The sequence below is a fragment of the Phytohabitans rumicis genome (assembly GCF_011764445.1).
Taxonomy (GTDB): Bacteria; Actinomycetota; Actinomycetes; order Mycobacteriales; family Micromonosporaceae; genus Phytohabitans; species Phytohabitans rumicis.
Genome location: NZ_BLPG01000001.1, coordinates 6,185,852 through 6,206,144, shown reverse-complemented (window position 1 = coordinate 6,206,144; position 20,293 = coordinate 6,185,852). Strand labels below are relative to the sequence as shown.

Below are 20,293 nucleotides of genomic sequence, written 5' to 3'. Positions count from 1 at the left end.
CTGACGCCTGATATGACGCCCGCGGCTGACATGGGAGGTTTTCTAGCCATGCGGTGGAGTCCTCGACCACCATTCATCCGATCGTCCGTCCTTGATCGTTCTCGGCTGCGTCATGCCGCACTGCGGTACGCCGAGCACGGCTGGGACGTCACGCCGGGCGCTTGCCTGTCCGGCGCTCGGTTCGCCTGCGCGCGCCCCGGCTGCCCCACGATGGGCTGCCATCCGGCGCTGGAGCAGTGGGAGGACGCCGCCACGTCCGACCACGGCCAGGTCCTGACCTGGTGGCGCCGGCAGCCACACGCGGTCCTGCTGCCGACGGGACGGGCGTTCGACGTCCTGGAGGTGCCCGCCCACCTCGGCCTGCGCGTGCTGGGCGCGGCCCGCCTGCACGCGGGCGTCGTAGGGCCCGGGCGGGGCCAGGTCCGCGGCCCGGTCGCGGTGACGCCGACCGGGCGCTGGATGCTTCTGGTACGCCCCGGCGACCCGCTGCGCCCGGAACTGGACGAGAGTCTCGACGTGGTACGCCACGGGGCCGGCTCGTGGATCCCGGCACCGCCCACCCGGCTGCCCGAGGGCCCGGTGCGGTGGGCGGCGTCGCCCGAGGAGACCCGGTGGCGGCTGCCCGACTCGTACGCGGTGCAGGGCATGCTGGTCGACGCGCTGGGCGCGGTGCGCCTGCCACGCCAGACCTCAACCCTCCGCCGCGCCGCATAGCAGTCAACGTATCGGCGACGGTCGGGCGGGTCGAGCCCCCGAACGTGCTAACCGAAGAGCTTCATCGGCGCGTACTTGCGCTTGGGGAAGATCTTCCCGACCTGCGCGTCGCTGAGCCCGAACTGGCCCTGCACCACCGAGCCGTACACGTTGAAGAGGTTGTTGTACTCCGGCACGTCGCCGCTGTCGAGCGTGCCGAGGCCGTCCCAGCGGCCGAGCAGCGACCCGGCGAGCTTGCGCCCGGACAGCAACACGACCACGCCGCCGTGCCCGTGGTCGGTGCCGTTGCCGCTCTCCGCGACCCGCCGGCCGAACTCGCTGGACACCACCACGGTCACGTCCGCCGCCTGGGCGCCCAGGTCGTCGAAGAACGCCGCCATGCCGCGGGCGAGGTCGCTCAGCCGGGCGTGCAGGTTGCCGCCGTCCTGGGTGCCCTGGTTTTCGTGGGTGTCCCAGCCGCCCATGGTGATCGTGGCGACACGCACGTTCCCGCCGCCCTTGATGAGCTGCGCGACCTGGCGGAACGCGGTGCCCACGCCGTCGTACGCGGCACCGCCCGCCGGCTGGTAGCCCTGCGCCGCCACGCCTTGGGCGTCGCGCAGCGCGCCGAGCGTGGCCTTCAGCGACTCCTCGACCGGGTGGTTGATGCCGCTGTAGAGGCCGGCGAGAGCGGTCGCGGTGGCGTCCTTGAACTTCGCGTCCCCGTTGAGGGTGAGCGCGTCGACGGTGTTGAGCGACAGCGCGCCGTTGATGCCGACCAGCGAACGCGGCAGGGTCGCCCCGATGGCGACGCTGCGGAACGCCGTACCGGGGCCGAGGTGGTCGACCAGGCGGTCCAGCCAGCCGCGCCCGCCGGTCTCGCGCGGCAGCCCGCCGAGGTTGCACGCGTCGACCGCCTGGAAGTGGCTGCGCGACAGGCGCGGGTCGGACACCCCGGGGATGAACGCGAGGTGGCCGTCCTTGAGGTAGCCCGCAAGCGGCGCGAACGCGCTGCTGAGCTGGAACGAGCGGTCCACGGCCAGCGCGGTGCGGCCGGTCATCAGCAGGTTGGGCCGCGCCTTCTCCAGCACCGGGTCGTCGGCCGGCGCCACCAGGCCGAGCCCGTCCAGGCCGCCGTAGAGGAAGACGTGCACGATCGTGCCGCGCGCCGCCGCCGCGTACGACGCCCCCTCCGATACGACCTGGCTCGTCGCGAGGACGGTCACGGTGGCGGCGGCGCCCGCGAAGAGCGAGCGCCGGCTGAACTCGGGGTGGCGGGGTTCCATGCGATTACCTCAGCAGATGTTGGGGCGAGGCCAGGATCGCACGCGCCACGGCCGCGATGGCGCCGTTGAGGGTGGCGTCCACGGCGGCGCCGGGTGCGACGCCGGCGATCCCGACGATCAGGTCGCGCTCGCGCGCGGTCAGCGGCTGGTGGACTAGCCGCCTCGCGAGCGCGTCGACGTACGCGCCCGCCGTCTGCGGCCGCACGGTGACCAACTGTTCCGGCTTGTTGTACGTGAACATCGGCCGGCTGCCGGCCAGGGCGTCGCCAGCCTCGTTCCAGCAGCCGACCATCGAGCCCGCCGACGCCCACGCCACGAAGACGTCCGGGTAGCCGGTCGGGGTCGGCGAGCCGCTCGGGAAGTGGCCCAGCTCCTGCAGGCGTTCGCGGATCTGCCGCAGCCCTTCGGCGAACGCGGAGCGCACCTCGCTGGCCGCCACGAAGCCGGGCGGGGCCTGCTCCGACACCCCGAGCGTCCGGTACGTCGCCACGACGTGCTCCATGGGCCGGCGCACCTTCTGCCCCACCGAGGCCCAGAACTCCGACGAGCTGAGCAGCTCCATCAGCACCGGCTTGATGGCGCCCCGGTTGACCGTGTACATCTTCGCCAGCCTGTCCACAAGGGACTTCGGCGGCGTGTCGGAGACGAAGCGGGTGGCCAGGTTGGTGGCGATGTACCGGGCCGTCGACGGGTGCAGGGCGAGGTACCGGAAGTACTCCTCGCTGGCCTGCTCGCCGCCCTCCGCCGAGGCGTTCGGGTGGCTGAAGCCCATGATCTGCACGGCGCCGACGTAGTGCTCGTCGGGCCGGTAGACGTACTGGTCGTCCTTGACGCCGCGGCCGGTCTGCAGCAGCGCCGCCTGCCGTACGTCGCGCTCGGTGTAGCCGCCGTCCACGCCGACGGAGAAGAGCTCCAGGTTCTCCCGGGCCAGGTTCTCCGTCACGTCGTCCTTTGTGGACGACGACTGCCCCAGGTACGTCAGCAGGGCCGGGTGCCGGTTGGCGGCCACCAGCATGTCGGGGTAGTTCGACAGCGCGTACTTGCGGATGACGTCCCGGTCGAAGGACGCCCGCTGCACCACGGAGCCCTCGTAGAACGCCGGCACGTGCAGGAAGTCGTTCCAGAAGTCGACCATCACCTCGAAGAGCTGGCGGTCGGACCAGATCTGCCGGGCGATGGTGGCCTGCACGGCCTCGTCGTCGGCGCGGATCCCCCTGCCGTCCAGCCCTTCGCGCGCGGCGCGCAGGTCGTCGATGCTCATGCCGAGCGTGGTCAGCTCGGAGAGCTTCTCCTCGGCCGGCGTCAGCGGGATCCGCTCCGGTGCGAGTTGCTCGGCGATCCAGTCGTCGATGCCCAGCCGGTTGATGTCCGCGATGACCTTCGGCGTGGGGCCGAACGTGAGGCGGCTGGCCAGATGCCGTACCGGATCCTTGGCCAGCACGGTCTCCACCGTCACCTTGGTCGCCTGCGCCGCGATGGCCGGGCTGGAAAAGCGGCGCCCGCCGGAGGGCGTGTTGCGCCGCAGCCCGTCGCCCGCCTTCGAGCCCATGTACGACTCGTTCTGCTCGGTGTAGGTGCGCACCGTGCTCGGCTGCTGCCCGCCCGGCCGGTCCGGGTTGCCGTCGGCGGCCGCGGACGCCGCCGGGTCGTACGACGACGCGGAGCCGGAGCGGCCCAGGACCCAGTCGACCAGCCGTACGCCGGGCGCGGTGCCCGCGAACGCCGTACCGCCGGTCAGGAACGCCAGCCCGCCGATGCCGAGGATGGCCTTGCGACGGCCCACCTTCTGCGGCTTGGGCGCCGCCGCCTTCTTGGCGACCGGCTTCTTGGCGACGGGCTTCTTGACGACCGTCTCCGGGCGGGGCTCCGGGGTCGCCGCGGCGCGGCTCTCGATGGCCCGGTGCCGGGGCGGCGGTGGCTGGTAGGCGCGGTACTGGTGGGAATGGGGTCGCTGAGGCGCGGCCTCCGCGACGGGGTAACCGTCGTACAGCCGGTGGCGTGGCGTACTCCGATCGACCATGCACCAGTCCCGATTCTCACCAATACTCAGCGATACGGGACGGTAGTTAACCTTCTGATCCGTCTCAAGACGGACGCGACCCCGCCGATCGCGCGCTTAAGCCGTCGTTGCACCGAAGCGGGGGACCTCCAGGGCCCCGTCCCGCATCCAGAGCAGCGCAAACTGGCCCGCCGATGCCAACGTTCGGCAGACCGTAGCGGATGAGTGGCACAGCGAGAATTAAGAAACCGCTAAGGAGACTGGTCCGTAAATGCGTGATCGAGGCCCCCCGCGCCCTAGATCCGGTACGCCTCCACGAGCGCGGCGGGACGTTCCCGGAACGGGCCGACCCAGTCCCCAGGCACCGCTCCGCGAACGTCACGCCGGTGCGTACCACCTCGTCCAAGGGTCCAGCAGGCACGGCGCGTCGCGCCCCTCCACGCCCGCTTCCGCGCGCGCCCGCAGGCCCTGCCGGGCGAGGCCGAGGAGCGCCTCCGCCGTCGCGCCCACCGAGCGCCGCCCCACCAGCGCGTCCAGGCCCTTGGCGGCGACGTCTTCCCACGCCTGCTCCAGGTCGGCGGCGGACACGTCGGCCAGCAGCGCCAGCGCCGCCCGCCGGGACGGCCCGTGGTACGCCAGGCCGGCGCAGAACGCCGGTCCGGCCCCGAGCGCCGCCCAGCTCACCCCGTCGAACGCACGCATCTCCAGCGTGTGGCGCGGGCGTACGTGCGGCCACATCTGGGACAGGTGCGAACGCCAGTCGGCCAAGGTCGGCGAGGCTCCGTCCGCCATCAGCTCCCGGAACGGGCGGGCGGGGCCGGGGATGTAGCCGCTGCCGTCGTACCGGTAGATCATCGGCAGCGACAGCGCCCAGTCGATGACGTCGCCGGCGGACGCGTCCGGGCGTACCGCGAATCCCAGCACCCCGCAGCGGGCCGGGTCGACCTGGCTCCACATCTGCATGCGGCGGGACAGCACGCCGGTGACCCGGCCGTCTTCGAGCGGCGAGTTGACGAACATCGCCGCGGCGACGGGCGCGACCTTCACCAGCAGCGTGAGCTTTTCCCGGAAGTCCGCCGCCGAGAGGTAGTCCAATGTGGTCTGGGTGGACAGGGTGAGGCCCATGACGCTCTCGGCGTAGGCGGCGGGCGCGCCGAGCCCCCGGAAGTAGCGGCGCATGATGTCGATCCGGGGCTTGGGCGCCCACGGGATGCTCGCGGTCGGCGTGAACGGCACCAGCCCGCCGGGCAGGAGCGACAGGTTCGCCCCGCGGGCGAGGGCGGCGATCGCCGGCATCTCCCGCCGGGTGGCGGCGACCAGGTCGGTCACCGCGTGGAACGGCGCGGACGAGTACTCGACCGCGCCGCCCAGTTCGAGGGAGAGCTGCGCCCCGCCCGGCAGCTCCACCCCGACCAGCGCGCCGGCCTCGGTCGCCGGCTCGGCCTCGAACTCCCGCAGCACCGATTCCAGGAACGGGCGGGCACGGTCGTACCCCGCGCTGCGTCCGGTGTCCGAGTCGACGAGGCCGCATTCCAGTTCGAGCCCGATTCGCTCGTCGGCCGATGGGGTGAACAGGCTGGCAAGATCCACGAGAGCTCCCAGACGCCGCGCGGTAACGACCCGTAGTCACCCGACCACAAGACGTCGCCTAGGGCAAGGGTCTCATCGGCCTTGGGTTCGCCAGGCGACCGCGTCGGCGGCTACCCGGAAGCCGTGGTGCAACCCGGCCACCTGCAGCACCGCCCGCGCGGGGCGATGGTCGCCGAACGCCGCGGCGAAAACGGCGTCGACGGATGACCAGTCAGAGATGTCGGTCAGGTAGAGGTTGACCTTGGCGACCGAGTCGGTCCGGCCGCCACCGGAGACCACAATGGACAGTACGTTGGCCAGCACCTGGCGCGCCTGCTCCGCGACGGTGGAGTCGGCGCCAACGCCGACCGGAAGCTGCGCGGACACCCAGATGGCGCCGTCCGGCGTGACGGTGGCCTGTGCGTAGTGGCCGAACGGCTCGGGTGCGCCGGCGGTCGCTACCGATTCAAGAAACATCATGGGCTCCGATCGCGGTGTCCTCGGCAAGTCCTACCAGGGTCCGGACCGCGCACCCGGTGCCGCCGTTGGGGGTGTAGCCGTGCGGTTCGCCCTCGTGGAAGGCGGGTCCGGCGATGTCCAGGTGCGCCCAGGGCGTGCCGGCCGGTACGAACTCCCGCAGGAACAGGCCGGCTACCAGGCCGCCGCCCATCCGCTCGCCGTAGTTGGCGATGTCGGCCACCCGGGAGTTCAGGCTGCCGCGCAGTTCGGCCGGCAGCGGCATCGGCCAGGCCCGCTCGCCGGCCCGGTCGGCGGCGGCCAGGACCCGGTCCCGGAAGGCGTCGTCGTTGGCCATCACCCCGAAGAGGTGGTTGCCCAGGCCGTACCGCATGGCCGCGGTCAGGGTGGCCACGTCCACGATCGCGTCGGGCCGCTCCTGCCCGGCACGGACCAGCGCGTCGGCGAGCACCAGGCGCCCCTCGGCGTCGGTGTTGAGCACCTCCACGGTCCGGCCGCCGTACATCCGCAGCACGTCGCCGGGGCGGACGGCGGAGCCGGACGGCATGTTCTCGGCCAGCGCGAGCCAGCCGGTGACGTTGACCCGCAGGCGGAGCCGGGCGGCGGCCAGTACCGCGGCGAACACCGCCGCGGCGCCGGACATGTCGCGCTTCATGATCTCGTTGGCGCCGACCGGTTTCAGCGAGATGCCGCCCGAGTCGTACGTGATGCCCTTGCCGACGAGGGCGAGGCTCGCGTTCGCCTCGGGGTGGGTGTGGGCGATCCGTACCAGCCGGGGTGGTCGGGCCGAGCCCTGCCCGACGCCGAGGATGCCGCCGTAAGCGCCCGCCGCGAGCGCCTCCTCGTCGAGTACGTCGACCGCCAGCCCGTACTCCCGGCCGGTGGTCAACACAGCAGCGGCGAAGCTCTCCGGGTGCAGGTCGTTGGCCGGTGTGTTGATCAGGTCGCGGGCGCGGTTCACCTCCTGGGCGAGCACGCCCGCGCGGCGTACGGCGGCCTCCGCGTGTGTCTGGCCGTCGCGGTTCACGAGGATCACCAGCTCGCGGACGGGGGCCGCGGGGTGGTCGACGGTGCGGTAGGCGGTGAAGGCGTACGCGCCGAGGAGGCCACCCAGGGCCACCGCCCCCACGGCCTCGGCGGACCCGACCGGCAGCGCCAGGGCGACCGTCGCGGCGCCGGCCAGCGCCCGGGTGGCCACACCGGCGGCCCGGCGCAACACCTCGGCGCCGTACGCGTCGCCGTCGGCGGCGTCGCCGAGGCCGACCGCGAGGACCAGCCCGGCCTTCATGCCGGCGGGCGCGGGGAGCTTGACCGCTTCGCCCTCGGCACCGGTCACGCCAAGGGTGCGCAGGAGTGTGGCGAACGGACCGCCGAGTGCCTCGGCCGCGCCGGGCGCCAGCACCGGCCCGGCGGGGCCCTTGGCGACACCGATCACGACGCAGTCCGCGGGCAGGGACGCGGCGGGGGTCGTGCCTACCGTCAGGGCGGTCACCGTCGTACCTCCTGCATCTCGGCGGACTGCATCTCGGCAGGCCCTGGGGCCTTTACCGGCGCGGGCAGCGGCCGCTTGTGCCGGCGGGTCAGGCCGACCCCGACGAGCACGACCACCATCCCGGCGATGATCCGGAGGCTGAGCTCCTCGCCGAGCACGATGGCCCCAGCGCCACCGACACCACCGGCAGCAGATAGCCGACCGTCGCGGCGTTGGTGGCGCCCTCGGCGGCGATGAGCCGGTAGGTGAGGTGGAAGGTGGCCCCGGTGGCGACGACGCCCAGGATCAGGACCACGACCAGCGTCTTCGGGCCGATGTCGATCGGCGTCAGACCGCCGGCCGGCAGGGTCAGCGCGGTCAGGCCGGTCGCCGCGATGAGCTGCGCCGCGGACAGCGAGATCGTCGGTATGCCCTTCCCGACCAGGTTGCGCCCCATGTAGGCGAAGCCGACCGCGTAGCTCGCCGCCGCGGCGACGATCGCGAGCGCCCCCCAGCCGACCTGCCCGGTCGTCTGCCACGGCGCGAAGATCAACACGACCCCGGCGAACCCGAGCAGGAGCCCGGCCAGCCGGACCGGCCGCAAACCGCGCTCGGAGCCGATGACGACGCCGATCAACAGGGACCACAGCGGGGTGGTCGCGTTGAGCACGCCGGCCACGCCGGAGTCGATGGTCTGCTGGCCGAGGCTGAACATGGCGAACGGCAGGGCGTTGCAGAAGAACGCGGCCATGACGACGTGACCCCAGGTCGCGCGATCCCGGGCAGCCGCCGCCCCGAGGCGAGGCACGCGATCAGCAACGCGGCCGATCCGAGAACGCACCGGCTGAGCGTGACCTGGACCGGAGTCAACGCGTCCAGGGCCAGATCGATCCAGAGGAAGGTCGACCCCCACAGCAGGGCGAGCGCGCCCACCTGCGTCCAGGTCCGTAGTCTGCTCACTCCGCACACGATGCCGGAGCCAACTCGAAAGGAAAAGCGAAAGATTCTGTACGAGAGTTAAGCTCTACTACATGCTCGATGTGAGACGGATGCAGGTGCTGCGAGCGGTGGTCACCAGCGGGTCGGTGACCGCGGCGGCGGCGCACCTCGGCTACACCCCCTCCGCCGTCAGCCAGCAGGTGGCGGCGCTGGAAAAGGAAGCCGGGATCGCGCTGCTCGAACGGGTCGGCCGGGGTGTGCGCCCCACGGCGGCGGGCCAGCTGCTCACCGGGCACGCGGCCATCATCGGCCAACACGTCGCCGAGGCCGAGACCGCGCTGGCCGACCTGCGCGCGGGGCGTACCGGCCGGCTGACGATCCGCTACTTCGCCTCGGTCGGGCCGACCCTGCTGGCGCCCGCCCTGGCCCGACTCCGGCGCGAGCACCCCGGCGTGACGATCGACCCCAAGCTGAACGATTCGGACGACCCGCTGCCGGACGTGGAGCAGGGCAACGCCGACCTGGCCCTCGTGGTCCGCCGGCCGAGCGACGACGTCCGCCAGGGCATCCGCGTGGTGCACCTGATCGACGACGCGTTCCAGGCCGTGCTGCCCACCGGACACCCGCTCACCGCGCGGCGGGTGATCGACCTGGTCGACCTCGCCGCCGAGCCGTGGGTCGGCAGCGAACCGCCCGGCCCCTGCCTGGAGCCCATCATGGACGCCTGCGCCGCGGCGGGCTTCACCCCGAACTTCGTCGCGAAGTCGGAGGACTACGCCACGACTCAGGGATTCGTCGCCGCCGGCCTCGGCGTCGGCCTCATCCCCCGGCTCGGACTGACCCGGCATCCCGGCGTCACCATCCGTCCGGTCCGCCGCCCCGAGCCGGTCCGGACCATCTACGCCGCGGTCCGGGAGATCTCACTGACCCAGCCCGCGCCGCGCGCGCTGATCGACGCGCTCATCGACGCCGCTAAGGAGTGAGATCGAGGGTACGGGGTCGGGCCGCGCACAGGTGCTGGCCACGGTCACCGCCTGCCCCGTCTGCGCCGACCGCAGCAGCGACTCCATCACGTCCAGCACGTGGTACGCCAGCTCGCCGCTCGCCCGGTGGCGCCCGTCCGGGCCCACCATGTCCGCCAGGCCGTACCCGCGCCCGGCGTCCCGGTATCCGGCGCTGACCGGCAGCGTGCGCCACTCCGCCGCGCCCAGAGCCTTGTGCAGGACCGGACCGTGGAACTGGTTGGGATCCGGTACGACCAGCGAGGCGGCGTCGCCGTGCACCTCGATGGGCGCCGCGTGGGTGTCCACCGCGTCGAAGCTCATCACCAGCGTCGACAGCACCCCGGACGCGTGCACCAGCACGCCACTGACGTGCGTGTCGACGCCGACCGGCACGCGCTCGCCGGCCCGCGGACCGGTGCCGATGACGCGCTCGCCACGCGTACGGCTGCCCGCGCCGATGACGCTGGCCACCGGGCCGAGCAGGGTGACGAGCGCGGTGAGGTAGTACGGGCCCATGTCCATCAGCGGGCCGCCGCCGAACGCGTAGTAGAAGTCCGGGTTGGGGTGCCAGCGCTCGTGGCCCGGCGTGACCATCGTGGCGGTCGCCGCGATCGGGGTGCCGATGTCGCCGTCGTCGATGGCCCGGCGCGCCGTCTGTACGCCGGTGCCGAGGACCGTGTCGGGGCGCAGCCGACGCGTACCCCTGCGGTGGAGGCGGCCCGGAGGACGTCGCCGGCGGCCTGCGTGGTGACGGCGAGCGGCTTCTCGCCGTACACGTGCTTGCCGGCGGCGATCGCCCCCAGGGCGACCGAGGCGTGCGCGGCGGGAACGGTGAGGTTGAGGACGACATCGACCTCGGCGGCGCCGCAGAGCTCCTCGACGCCGACCGCGCGGACCCCGTCGTGGGTGTTGGCGACCGCCTCCGCCAGGGACCGATCGAGGTCGCTGACCGCGCACAGCCGCAGCGACGGGAGCCGGCGCAGCGTCGCGAGATACTGCTGGGAGATGTTGCCGCACCCGACGATGCCGACGCCTACCTGCTCGCCCACAACAATCCCCGTTCGATGATCGTCCGGACCGTGCGGTGCTCCAGGACGTCGAGGCTGTGCCCCGGCGTGGCGACGAAGATCTTGCCCTCGCCCCACCGCCGGGTCCAGACGGCCGGCGAGGTGACGTCGCGGTCCCACGGATCCCAATCGCGGGCCTTGAGCGTCGTGGTGGCCAGCACGTCGATGTAGTCGTCGCAGAGCACCCAGTACTGCTCGGTCACGAGGTCGAAGTCGTCGAGGCCCTCCGTGATCGGGTGGCTGTGGGCGGGCGGCAGCAGGTTCACCCGGTACGGGATGAAGTAGTTGGCCTGGCTGTGCCCGTCCCACTCCGACTCGTGCTTGGCCGGGTGGCACGCGAACTGCCCCCGATGAGCTGCAGATAGTCCGAGGAGGCCCGGTACGAGTCGGCGATGCCCCCGTGCCAACCCGCCAGCCCGGTGCCGGCGCGGACGGCGCTCGTGAGCCCGGCCAGCTGGTGCGGCTCGATCGTGCCCATCGTGTAGCACTGCACGACCAGGTCGGTGCCGGCCATCGCGTCGGCGTCGGCGTACGCCTCGGGCGAGTCCGCCACGCGCACGCGGAAGCCATGCTCCTTCAGGAACGGGATGAACATGTCGGTGGCGGCCACCGGGCTGTGGCCTTCCCACCCGCCACGCACCACCAGCGCCACCCGCTCGGTCCCCTGTGACATGTCTGCGCTGGCGATCATGCAACCTTCAATGTGAGCGGACCTTTTGATACCACGATCGACACCTCCGCGCCGAGGACCTCGGCGTAGGCGCGCAGGGTATCCAGGCTGTCGATCTTCCCGTGCTCGATCTGCGAGACGCGGGCCTGGCTCACCCCGAGCGCTCGGGCGACTTCGACCTGCGTGAGGCCGGCGGCCTTTCGCAATTCAGCCAGCTCGTGTCCACGGATCCGACCGAGGTTCTCGGCCCGGATCTGGGCTCGCTCCTCGGCAGCCTCCGCAGTCGCCAACCACGGCTGGCGAGCCGCCGCGTCGGCCTTCACGTCACTCCACCGGCGGGCGCTCATCGGCCTCCTCCTTCTCGCGGTCGACCAGGTACTGCGCGTATCGCGACTCGGCAATGGGATGTTCTCCCGGTACCAGCGATTCCATTGCCCCGCCTTGTCCCCGGCCACCAAGATGACCGCTTCGCGCGACGGGTCGAACACGAACAGCAATCGAATCTCCGACCTGCCCGCCGACCCCGGCCGCAGTTCCTTCAAGTTGTGCAGGCGACTGCCGTGTACCCGGTCAACCAGCGGTCTACCAAGGCCCGGCCCGGCCGCCGCCAAGTGGTCGATCGCCTCGAGCACGCGGTTGGCCGTTTGCGGATCGTCCTCGCACAGGTGCAGAAACCACTCGTCCACGGGGGCGAGCAGCACCACTTCCCACACCAGAGCAGTATAACGCTGAACTTATGCCGACCAGAAGACCCATCTGCCGGATGGGGTGGATTGGTGGGCGCGGCAGGGTTCGAACCTGCGACCCCTCGGTTGTAAGCCGAGTGCTCTTCCGCTGAGCTACGCGCCCGCCCGCAAGGTGTCAGCCAGCGGCGGCAAGCTTACCTTGCCGGCCGCTGGCTCCCTCGCGCAAGTCTGTTCGGCTCAGGTGGACGCGACGTCCGCCAGCGCCTTGCGCCAGGCCGCCTGGTCGCGGGCCTCCCCGGCAGGTTCATCTCGGCGAAGCGCACGATGCCGGCCTTGTCGATCACGAACGTCCCACGGTTGGCGAAGCCCCGGTCCGGGTTGAACACGCCGTACGCCTGCGCGACCGCCCCGTGCGGCCAGAAGTCGGCGAGCAGCGGAAACTCGTACCCCTCGCGGTCGGCCCAGACCTTGTGGCTGTAGACCGAGTCGACGCTGACGGTCAGCACCTGCACGTCCTCGTTGGCGTACTCGCCGAGGTTGTCCCGGACCTCGCACAGCTCGCCCTGGCAGGTGCCGGTGAACGCGAGCGGGTAGAACACGAGCAGCACGTTCTTCTCGCCCCGGAAGTCCGAGAGCCGGACCTCCTGGTTGTTCTGGTCGCGCAGCAGGAAGTCGGGCGCCTCGGCACCCACGTTGATCAGCAATGTTCCTCCCAGGACACGGACGCACGACAACAAACCCGGCGGCTCGGTAGGAGCTTGCCGCCGGTTGGACGCGCGGGCGGACTACTTCTTGGAGCGTGCCGCGCGCGGCGTGACGAGCCGGGCGGCGCTCCAATCTTTACCCGCGTTGAGCGTGGAGGTCTGCTGTAGTCCCGCGGTGGGAGCCACCTCACTGATCTCACTCGGCTCGACGTGCCCAGGCCGGCCGGCCTTGGGCGTCAAAAGCCAAACCACGCCGTTATCGGCCAGCGGGGTAAGGGTCTCGACGAGCAACTCGAAAAGGTCGCCATCGCCATCGCGGTACCACACCAGCACCGCGTCGACGACCTCGTCCGTGTCTTCGTCGACCAGCTCCCCGCAGCGGTCGGTCAGGGCGTCGCGGAGATCCTGGTCGACATCCTCGTCGTACCCCATCTCCATGACCACCATCCCCGGCTCGATCCCGAACCGGTCCGCCAGGCTGCGTACACCGTCGGCGGCCTGACCAGCGGTCGCGCTCACTGTCGCGTGCCTCCTCATCTCAACACTCCCGGCGTCGAACGCCGATAGCGCGTAGTCCACACAGTTGTTCCGCCGCGCGCAAGTGGCGCACCGAGTGGAAGGCAATTTACCGTGCCAGAAGCCCGCGGGCACCCTGGGTGATGGCATCTTCCGCGACGAGGACGTGCCGGGCGGCCGGACCTAAGGGGATGAAGGAGTCAACCGAGGCGATTCGCCGCGCGGCGCCCACGTATCCGCCGTCCACGAGCGCGGCCAGCACCCCCTCGCCGACCCCGCCGGACCGGCGTGTCTCGTCCACGATCAGCACCCGGCCGGTCGCCGCCGACTCCCGGATGATGTCGGCCACCGGCAGCGGGGCCAGCCAACGCAGATCCACCACCCGCGAGCCCACGCCCTCGCTGGCGAGCCGGGCCGCCGCGCGCAGCGACATCCGCACGCCGTTACCGAACGTGATGATCGTGAGGTCGTCGGCCGACCCGATCCCATAGACGCGGGCGCGGCCGATCGGCACGTGCCCGGCGGACCAGTCGGCCGGCGCCAGGTACGGCGCCAACCACTCACCGTCACCCTCCGCATACAGGTCACGCGTGTGGTACAGCGCGATGGGCTCCAGGAACACGCACACGCTGCCGTCCACGGCCGCACTGGCCAGGCACGTGCGCAGCATCGGCGCGGCGTCGTCGGCCCGCGCCGGCACCGCGACCACAAGACCAGGCACATCCCGGAGTACGGCGACCGAGTTGTCGTTGTGGAAGTGCCCCCCGAAGCCCTCCTGGTACGCCAGCCCGGCCACCCGCACGACCATCGGGTTGCGGTGCGCCCCGCGCGAGAAAAACTGCATCGTGGCCGCCTCGCCCCGGATCTGGTCCTCGGCGTTGTGCAGGTACGCCAGGTACTGGATCTCCGGTACCGGTAGCATCCCGCCGAGCCCGGCGCCCAGCGCGAGCCCGAGGATCGAGGTCTCGTCCAGCAGCGTGTCGAACACCCGGGACGCCCCGAAGCGATCCCGCAGCCCCTTCGTCACCCCGTACACGCCGCCCTTGATCGCGACGTCCTCGCCGAATATCGCCATCCCCGGGTTGGCCACCATGCCGTCGGACAGCGCGGCGTTGATCGTCTGGGCCAGGGTGAGCCCGTCGGCGTCCTCGGGCAGCCGGCCACCGAACCCGGTGTCCCGCGCGGCCGCCACCGGCCCCATCGCCCGCGTGGCCGCCTCGGCGATCGCCTTGGCCACCCGTACCGGCCGGCGGGGCGCCAGCGGGGCGGCGACGTCGGCGGGCCCCTCCAGCTTCGGCTCGCCGATCACCTCCTCGGCCACCTTGCGCACCTGCCAGCCGACCTCGTCGTACCGGCCGATCAGCTCGTCGGGCCGGGCCAGGCCGGCCTCCGCCAGCAGCCGCGCCAGGGCCACGAGCGGATCGCGCGACACGTCGCGCTCGATGTCCGCCGCCGGCCGGTACGCCGTCTCGGCATCGGCGCCCGCGTGGCCCATCAGCCGCACGGTCGTCAGATGGAGTACGGCGGGCCGCCGGTGCCGGCGTACCCAGGCTGCTGCCTCCGTCGCGACGTCGAATGTCTCGGCGGCGTCGCAGCCGTCCGCGGCGAAGTACTTGATCCCCGGACGCGCACGCAGCGACGCGGCGACCCAGCCCGCCGGCGAGCGCACGCTGATCCCCAGGCCGTTGTCCTCGCACACGAAGAGCACCGGGATCCGCAGCCCGGCGTGGTCGCACCAGCCCGCGGTGTTGAACGCCGCCACCGCGCTCGCGTGGTTGATCGACGCGTCGCCGAAGGAGCAGACCGCGATCGCGTCGGACGGCCAGGGCGACTGCCCGTCCAGCGCCGGCCGGTGCCCGCGCAGCGGCCGCGCGGCCGGGCTCAGCCGCCGCAGCCGCTCGATCGCGAACGCGACGCCGACCGCCCTGGGCAGGTGCGATGCGATCGTGGAGGTGGTCGGGATCACGTTCAGCTCGGCGTTGCCGAAGACTTTGTGCCGGCCGCCGGCGATCGGCTCCAGGCTGGAGGCGACCACCCCGCGCAGCACGTCGCGGGCCGCCTGGGTGAGCGGGTCCTCACCGTGGCGCTCCTCGCTGCTGGCCTGGGCCACCCGTGCGCAGTAGAACGCCCCGACCGGTAGTGCAGGAGCGCCGGGTCGGTCCGCCGCACCGCCATCGCGACGGCCGCGTTCCCTTCGTGGCCCGAGGAGCCGATCGTGTAGAACCCCTCGCCGAAGGAACGCAACCACCTGGCCGCCAGGTCGAGGTGCCGGCTCGCGAGCTGCGCTTCGAACAGCTCCAGCGCGCCGTTGCCGGTCAGCGCGGTGCCGTCCCGGACCGGTGCTTCCGGCGCCCGCTGGCTAGCCGACTCGCTAAGGCCGCCGACCGCCTCCCGGAAGAACTCGTCCAGATCTTGAGGGGTGGTCACGCAGGACAGCATTACCGACGCAAGCCACCCCCGGCCACCCACCCACCGTCCCCTGTCTCCCCTCCGCGCCCCTCTCGCGCCCCTCTCGCGCCCCTCTCGCGCCCCTCTCGCGCCCCTCTCGCGCCCCTCTCCCCGCCCCTCTCCGCGTCGATCAAGGGCAAACGGCCGTGGTTCGATCTCTAAACCACGACCGTTTGCCCTTGATCGACGCGGAATCCCTTGATCGACGCGGCGGGCAGGCCCCACGGGGCTCGGTGTACGGGAGTGACCACCGGCGGTGATCATGAAGTTAGCGCCGGACGAGAGCGCTCTCCTGACGCTAACCTCATGATCACCGAGGTCAGTCCCCGGCGGGGCTTCGCAGGCGATCCCGTCGTTGTCACGGTCCAGTCCGTGCGGGTCGTTGTTGGGGTCGATGCGGAAGGAGTCCTGCTCGAAATCGGCGCAGTCCAGGTCGGTGGTCCTGGGTTGCGGTGGGCCGATGAACGGGACATCGAGATTCTCGCTCGGCTCCTCGGGTGCCGTGGTCGGCTCGGCGAGCTCGTCGACCGGCGCACCGCCGTCGGCGGACAGAGCCTCGTCGGAAACGGACGGGGCCTCGTCAGAACCGGGCGGGGCCTCCGCAGAGTCGGCGGGCGGAGCCTCGTCGGGAGCGGGCGGGGCCTCCTCGGGCCCGGCGAGCGGGGCCTCCTCAGATGTGGCAGGCGGAGCATCCTCGGATAGGGCGGGCGGGGTCTCGTCAGTTGCGACGGATGGAGCCTCCTCGGAAGCGCTGGAGGCGGCTGGGGCGTCGTCGGCTATGGGTTCGACGGAAGCCGGCTCTGCTGGCAGCGGCGCTGCTGACGGCATCACGACGGCATCGGACGCGAGCGTGAGCGCGGAGGCGCTCCGGTCCGTGCCGGCTCCCAGGCCGAGGAGCAGTGCGAGGGCGGCCGCCCCGCACAACCCAAAGGCCGTGGATCGCCACGGATGCGTTGATGCGTACATGAGAATGACTGTGACCGGAACTACCGGCGCCGGGTCGGGAACACGAGAAAACGCCTCGCCGCCCCACCCGGGCACGCATAATCACGCGCGGGCCACCGCCTTGGACGGCACCAAACATCACCAATACACGCGGTGTTTGCGGACGGTTCAACATCACTCGCGAGGCTTCCCCACGTTGGTGCTGGTCAATCCTGGGGAGGACCACCATGCCCGTGTCTCGACGTACCCTCATTGCCGGTGGCGTAGCGGTCGGTGCCGCCGCCGCGACCCTGCCCGGCGCGGCGGCCGCGGCCGCGAACGGTCCACTTCGGACCGACCCGTTCACGCTCGGCGTGGCTTCCGGCGACCCGGACCACGACGGGTTCGTGCTGTGGACCCGGCTCGCCCCGCAGCCGCTCGCCGAGGACGGCCTGGGCGGGATGCCGGACCGCGTGGTGCCGGTGCAGTGGGAGCTGGCCGCCGACGAGCGATTTCGCCACGTGGTACGCCGTGGCGTCAAGCTCGCCCGCCCGCAGACCGCGCACAGCGTCCACATCGAACTGAATGGGCTGCTGCCCGGCCGGGAGTTCTTCTACCGGTTCAAGGCCGAACGCTACGTCTCGCCGATCGGGCGCACGCGGACCGCGCCGGCGCCGTGGACGCTCGGCGGCGCGCTGGCGATGGCGTTCGTCTCGTGCTCGCAGTACGAGCACGGCTACTTCACCGCGTACCGGCGGCTCGCCGAGGAGATGCCGGACCTCGTCCTGCACCTCGGCGACTACCAGTACGAGTACACAAAGGACACCTACAACATCCCGGGCGGCAACCCGCGCGACCACGAGGGTCCGGAGACGGAGACGCTGGCGAACTACCGGCAGCGGCACGCGCAGTACAAGGCCGACGCCGATTTGCAGGCCGCGCACGCCGCCGCGCCGTGGCTGGTGGTGTGGGACGACCACGAGGTGGACAACAACTGGGCCGACGAGGTGCCGGAGAACACGCAGCCGAACTTCCTCGCCCGGCGTGCGGCGGCGTTCCAGGCGTACTGGGAGAACATGCCGCTGCGCCGCAGCTCGATCCCGCAGGGCATCGACATGCAACTGTTCCGGCGGGTCCACTGGGGACGGTTGGCGACGTTCCACATGCTCGACACCCGCCAGTACCGGGACGACCAGGGCTGCGGCGACGGCTACAAGGCTTGCCCGGCCGCCGTCGACCCGGCGCGTTCCATCACCGGCGCCGAGCAGGAGGCGTGGCTGCTCGACGGGTTCCGGCGGTCGTCGGCCCGCTGGGACATCCTGGGCCAGCAGGTCTTCTTCGCCCAGCGTGACAACAACGCCGGCCCGGCGACGGTCACCAGCCAGGACTCCTGGGACGGGTACGTCGCCTCGCGCGACCGCATCACCCGCGGCTGGCTCGCGGCCGGGGTACGCAACACGGTCGTGCTCACCGGTGACGTCCACGCGCACTGGGCCAGCGACCTCAAGCTGGACTACGCCGACCCGACGTCGCGGACGGTCGGCACCGAGCTGGTCTGCTCGTCGGTCTCGTCGACCGGCAACGGGGCCGACTCGGACCCGGCGACCCACCCGTTCCTGAGCATCAACCCGCACCTGCGCTTCTACAACAACCAGCGCGGGTACGTCCTGACGAAGATCGCGGCCGACCGCCTGGACGCGGACTTCAAGGTGGTGCCGTACGTGACGACGCCCGGCGCGCCCGTCTACACCCGCGCCTCGTTCGCCGTGGAGGACCGGGTGCCGGGCCTGCACCAGACGTACGACCGCCCGCGTGACCTGGGAGTGCTGTCGCGGGAAGGCATCCCGGACACCGTCGAGCAGGAAACCGTCCGCCCGTAACTACTCGCGCCAGCCGGACATCTCGACACCCCGGGCGAGTTCGACACGGAGGCCCATGGTGACCTCTTTGGACTCGCCCGGCTCGAGCTCCAGCTTCCAGCTCAGCACGCCCATCTCGGTGCGGTCGACGGGTGCCGGGTCCACTTTGAACGCCCGCACCGTGATGCCCTCGTCCCGGGAGACCGGGATCTGGTCCAGCACGGTCACCCGGGCCGGGCGGGGCGTGTGGTTGGCGACCGTGGTCCGGTACTCCACCTCGCGGCGCCGGGTCGAGCCGAGGGCCGCCTTCGTCGCCGTACGCCGGGTCAGCTTGCGCTCGACCCGGATCCGGTCGTCGATGCCGAGCGCCAGCTCGACCTCCTCGCCGGGCGCCCACGTCTCCAGGTGGGTGCTGCCCACGAAGTCGGCGTCGTGAAAGACCGAGGCCCGGCCGGGCAGCAGGGTGTGCGCCGAGCCGTTCACCGCGGTGGCGCGCAGGTGGGCGTCGCTCGCGTGGGCCGGCGCGGTGACGTAGTCCAGTCCGGCGGTCAGGTCGAGGACGGCGACGGTGGACCGGTGGGCGGTGCCGTCGGCGGGCACGGCCACCGGGTGCTCCGGCCGGTACGTCGCGGCGGCGATCCCCTGCTCGACGGCGCTCACGCCCTCCTCGACATATTCAAGAGAGGCGTCCAGGCTGCGGGACGCGGCCACCGCTCGGGCGACCGGCAGCGGGCGGATCCGGTCCAGGTACCACGGCTCCAGCTCCGGCACGGTCGTGGTGGTCGACGGGCGGGCGGTGGACAGCAGCAGCTCGCACTCCGGCCAGTCCTCGCCGGTCCGCTGGGTCACCAGGCCGAACCAGGTGACCGTCAGTCGCTCCTCCGCCAGCCGTACATCGTATGTGGACTCCCAGCCGGCACCGTCCACGACGTACGAGAGCTCCAGCTCGACCGCCTCGGCGGCGGAGACCGAAAGGCTCACCGCGGCGACGACCTGGTCGGGGGCGCGCTTGCCGGTGAGCTGCGCCAGCCGGCGCTCGATCGCCGCCTTGCGGTCGCCGGCCTCGCCGGCGCGCAGCGCGAGGTCGCGCTGCCGTGCCTTGCTCGCGGTGAGCTGTTCGACGATCGAGTCCGCGAACGCCGTCACCGCCGCCGGGTCGGTCTCGCCGGCGGCCAGCGAGCGGGCGTACGTGCCGCCGGCGCGCTGCGCGAGCGTGGCGAGGAACTCGGCCCGCTGCTGCTCGACCACGGTCGCGTCGGCGAGCCCGGCCAGCTCGGTGGCGAGCGCCCGGCGCTGCTCCTCCAGCTCGGCCACGGTCTGGTCGGTGGGGCGAGGCTGGTGGCGGGTGAGCACATCGACACCCAGCACGGTGGCCGGCCCGTGGCCGCCGACGCGCACCGAGTCACGGTGCAGCCCGAGCGGGAGTGGTCCGATGTGGACCACGCTGGTGCCGCCGGGCAGGGGGAGCTTGCCGCGCCTGGTCACCCGGGCACGGTCCGGGTAGACGGTGACCGCCACGATGGGGGCGTCGAGCACCACGGGATCCACGATGTCAAACATACTGGCGCGCATGCGCACTGAGGTGATCACAGTGAGGACCGGCGGACGTCCAATCGTTAAGGACATCACCGCCGAGGCGTCGGCGTTTGTGAGCGGCGAAGGGGACGGGCTGCTGCACGTGTTCGTGCCGCACGCGACGGCGGGCGTGGCGATCATCGAGACCGGCGCCGGCTCCGACGACGACCTGCTGACCGCCCTGGACGAGCTGCTGCCGACCGACGACCGGTGGCGGCACCGGCACGGCACCAAGGGGCACGGCCGCGATCATGTGCTGCCGGCGTTCGTGCCGCCGTACGCCTCGCTGCCGGTGATCGGCGGCCGGATCGCCCTGGGTACATGGCAGTCGATCTGCCTCGTCGACACCAACGGCGATAACCCGACCCGGCAGGTGCGGTTCTCTTTCCTTGCGGGCTAACGCAAT

General features: G+C 71.9%; 14 protein-coding genes, 1 tRNA gene and 5 pseudogenes. 4 read left to right on the top strand and 16 right to left on the bottom strand.

Features of this window, described 5'->3' with window-relative positions; genetic code table 11:
• Positions 1-48 precede the first annotated feature (48 nt).
• Positions 49-714 (top strand): bifunctional DNA primase/polymerase, encoded by a 666-nt coding sequence (locus Prum_RS28245; protein WP_173079245.1) that lies wholly within the window; start codon positions 49-51, stop codon positions 712-714.
• Positions 715-761: 47 nt separating this feature from the next.
• On the opposite strand, the gene Prum_RS28240 is transcribed toward Prum_RS28245, so the two are convergent.
• From Prum_RS28240 to Prum_RS28215, 6 genes are all read right to left on the bottom strand, one after another.
• Positions 762-1,979 (bottom strand): DUF1501 domain-containing protein, encoded by a 1,218-nt coding sequence (locus Prum_RS28240; protein ID WP_173079244.1) that lies wholly within the window; start codon positions 1,977-1,979, stop codon positions 762-764.
• 4 nt (positions 1,980-1,983) lie between these two features.
• Positions 1,984-3,999 carry a DUF1800 domain-containing protein gene (locus Prum_RS28235; RefSeq protein ID WP_173079243.1) on the bottom strand — a complete coding sequence of 672 codons (2,016 nt, stop codon included), beginning with the start codon at positions 3,997-3,999 and terminating at the stop codon, positions 1,984-1,986.
• 357 nt (positions 4,000-4,356) lie between these two features.
• On the bottom strand, positions 4,357-5,568 hold the full coding sequence (locus Prum_RS28230) for a glutamate-cysteine ligase family protein (protein WP_173079242.1): 1,212 nt from the start codon (positions 5,566-5,568) through the stop codon (positions 4,357-4,359).
• 72 nt (positions 5,569-5,640) lie between these two features.
• Positions 5,641-6,024: a RidA family protein gene (locus Prum_RS28225; RefSeq protein ID WP_218577366.1), complete on the bottom strand. Its 384-nt coding sequence runs from the start codon at positions 6,022-6,024 to the stop codon at positions 5,641-5,643.
• The gene (locus Prum_RS28220) at positions 6,014-7,516 is read right to left on the bottom strand and encodes a leucyl aminopeptidase (RefSeq protein ID WP_173079240.1); all 1,503 of its coding nucleotides are present in this window, start codon (positions 7,514-7,516) and stop codon (positions 6,014-6,016) included. Before Prum_RS28220 ends, Prum_RS28225 begins: the two co-directional genes overlap by 11 nt.
• Before the next feature lie 88 nt (positions 7,517-7,604).
• Entirely contained in the window at positions 7,605-8,303 is a 699-nt protein-coding gene (locus Prum_RS28215) for a DMT family transporter (RefSeq protein WP_218577365.1), read from the bottom strand.
• Between the two features lie 223 nt (positions 8,304-8,526).
• Between Prum_RS28215 and Prum_RS28210 the strand changes: the two genes are divergently transcribed.
• Positions 8,527-9,417 (top strand): LysR family transcriptional regulator, encoded by an 891-nt coding sequence (locus Prum_RS28210; RefSeq protein ID WP_173079239.1) that lies wholly within the window; start codon positions 8,527-8,529, stop codon positions 9,415-9,417.
• Here the strand turns inward: Prum_RS28210 and Prum_RS52010 are convergent.
• The 9 genes and pseudogenes from Prum_RS52010 to Prum_RS28175 form a co-directional block, all read right to left on the bottom strand.
• On the bottom strand, positions 9,355-10,050 hold the full coding sequence (locus Prum_RS52010; protein ID WP_371871391.1) for a Gfo/Idh/MocA family protein: 696 nt from the start codon (positions 10,048-10,050) through the stop codon (positions 9,355-9,357). The genes Prum_RS28210 and Prum_RS52010 overlap by 63 nt on opposite strands.
• Entirely contained in the window at positions 9,960-10,487 is a 528-nt protein-coding gene (locus Prum_RS52005; RefSeq protein ID WP_246278144.1) for a Gfo/Idh/MocA family protein, read from the bottom strand. Before Prum_RS52005 ends, Prum_RS52010 begins: the two co-directional genes overlap by 91 nt.
• A pseudogene (locus tag Prum_RS55900) lies at positions 10,472-11,100 on the bottom strand (ThuA domain-containing protein). Before Prum_RS55900 ends, Prum_RS52005 begins: the two are co-directional and overlap by 16 nt.
• Before the next feature lie 92 nt (positions 11,101-11,192).
• Positions 11,193-11,432: pseudogene (locus tag Prum_RS28200) on the bottom strand (helix-turn-helix domain-containing protein); the annotation flags it as partial.
• Positions 11,433-11,499: 67 nt separating this feature from the next.
• A pseudogene (locus tag Prum_RS28195) lies at positions 11,500-11,891 on the bottom strand (type II toxin-antitoxin system RelE/ParE family toxin).
• A gap of 58 nt (positions 11,892-11,949) precedes the next feature.
• A tRNA-Val gene (locus Prum_RS28190) sits at positions 11,950-12,024 on the bottom strand.
• Positions 12,025-12,098: 74 nt separating this feature from the next.
• Positions 12,099-12,565: pseudogene (locus tag Prum_RS28185) on the bottom strand (peroxiredoxin).
• Between the two features lie 81 nt (positions 12,566-12,646).
• Entirely contained in the window at positions 12,647-13,084 is a 438-nt protein-coding gene (locus Prum_RS28180) for a DUF3052 domain-containing protein (RefSeq protein ID WP_173079237.1), read from the bottom strand.
• Between the two features lie 106 nt (positions 13,085-13,190).
• A pseudogene (locus tag Prum_RS28175) lies at positions 13,191-15,520 on the bottom strand (thiamine pyrophosphate-dependent enzyme).
• A gap of 1,181 nt (positions 15,521-16,701) precedes the next feature.
• On the opposite strand from Prum_RS28175, the gene Prum_RS28165 reads away from it, so the two are divergent.
• Positions 16,702-18,333 carry an alkaline phosphatase D family protein gene (locus Prum_RS28165; protein ID WP_173079236.1) on the top strand — a complete coding sequence of 544 codons (1,632 nt, stop codon included), beginning with the start codon at positions 16,702-16,704 and terminating at the stop codon, positions 18,331-18,333.
• Here Prum_RS28165 and Prum_RS28160 read toward each other — a convergent pair whose 3' ends face one another.
• Positions 18,334-19,860, bottom strand: coding sequence for a DUF4139 domain-containing protein (locus Prum_RS28160; RefSeq protein WP_218577364.1), 1,527 nt, complete (start codon positions 19,858-19,860; stop codon positions 18,334-18,336).
• Positions 19,861-19,882: 22 nt separating this feature from the next.
• On the opposite strand from Prum_RS28160, the gene Prum_RS28155 reads away from it, so the two are divergent.
• Entirely contained in the window at positions 19,883-20,287 is a 405-nt protein-coding gene (locus Prum_RS28155) for a YjbQ family protein (RefSeq protein WP_173079234.1), read from the top strand.
• Positions 20,288-20,293: the final 6 nt, after the last annotated feature.

Coding starts and splice junctions, on each gene's coding strand:
- Prum_RS28210 (WP_173079239.1), top strand. CDS start 8,527: ATGCTCGATGTGAGACGGATGCAGGTGCTGCGAGCGGTGGTCACCAGC.
- Prum_RS28155 (WP_173079234.1), top strand. CDS start 19,883: ATGCGCACTGAGGTGATCACAGTGAGGACCGGCGGACGTCCAATCGTT.
- Prum_RS28240 (WP_173079244.1), bottom strand. CDS start 1,979: ATGGAACCCCGCCACCCCGAGTTCAGCCGGCGCTCGCTCTTCGCGGGC.
- Prum_RS28245 (WP_173079245.1), top strand. CDS start 49: ATGCGGTGGAGTCCTCGACCACCATTCATCCGATCGTCCGTCCTTGAT.
- Prum_RS28235 (WP_173079243.1), bottom strand. CDS start 3,999: ATGGTCGATCGGAGTACGCCACGCCACCGGCTGTACGACGGTTACCCC.
- Prum_RS28165 (WP_173079236.1), top strand. CDS start 16,702: ATGCCCGTGTCTCGACGTACCCTCATTGCCGGTGGCGTAGCGGTCGGT.
- Prum_RS28225 (WP_218577366.1), bottom strand. CDS start 6,024: ATGTTTCTTGAATCGGTAGCGACCGCCGGCGCACCCGAGCCGTTCGGC.